The sequence below is a fragment of the Carboxylicivirga sediminis genome (genome assembly GCF_018156225.1).
Classification (GTDB): Bacteria; Bacteroidota; Bacteroidia; order Bacteroidales; family Marinilabiliaceae; genus Carboxylicivirga; species Carboxylicivirga sediminis.
Map to the genome: position 1 here is coordinate 1 of NZ_JAGTAR010000118.1, position 382 is coordinate 382.

The window sequence follows — 382 nt, forward strand, 5'->3', positions numbered from 1 at the left end:
AAGGACCTCCTGGGGCATGTGGATATCAAAACCACCATGGTGTACCTGCATGTGGCGCAGCTGGACAAATACCGCGGCTTCTCGCCATTGGATAAGCTGTACAAGCAGCCCAGGCCATGAAGCCCCGCCATGAAGTGGCCGATGTGTTAAATCAACATCTCGACCGGATAGAACAGCTGTGCACCAATAGCTGGCAGGCACGTGCCCTGTATGCCCTGGCAGCTTGTCGAACTGCTAAACTGGGTGGGCACATCGACCGTTGTGATAACCCCAATTGCCAGGCTTTGCACCTGAGCTATAACTCGTGCCGTAACCGTCATTGTCCCAAATGCCAGGGCCATAAGCGGGAGGAATGGGTACGCCAGCGCGAAGCCGACTTGTT

General features: G+C 55.5%; 1 protein-coding gene. It reads left to right on the forward strand.

The window, feature by feature from the left end; all coding sequences use genetic code 11:
- Positions 1-116: 116 nt before the first annotated feature.
- Positions 117-382 (forward strand): transposase zinc-binding domain-containing protein (locus tag KDU71_RS22885; protein WP_212193445.1); only part of this gene is annotated, 266 nt, incomplete at its 3' end.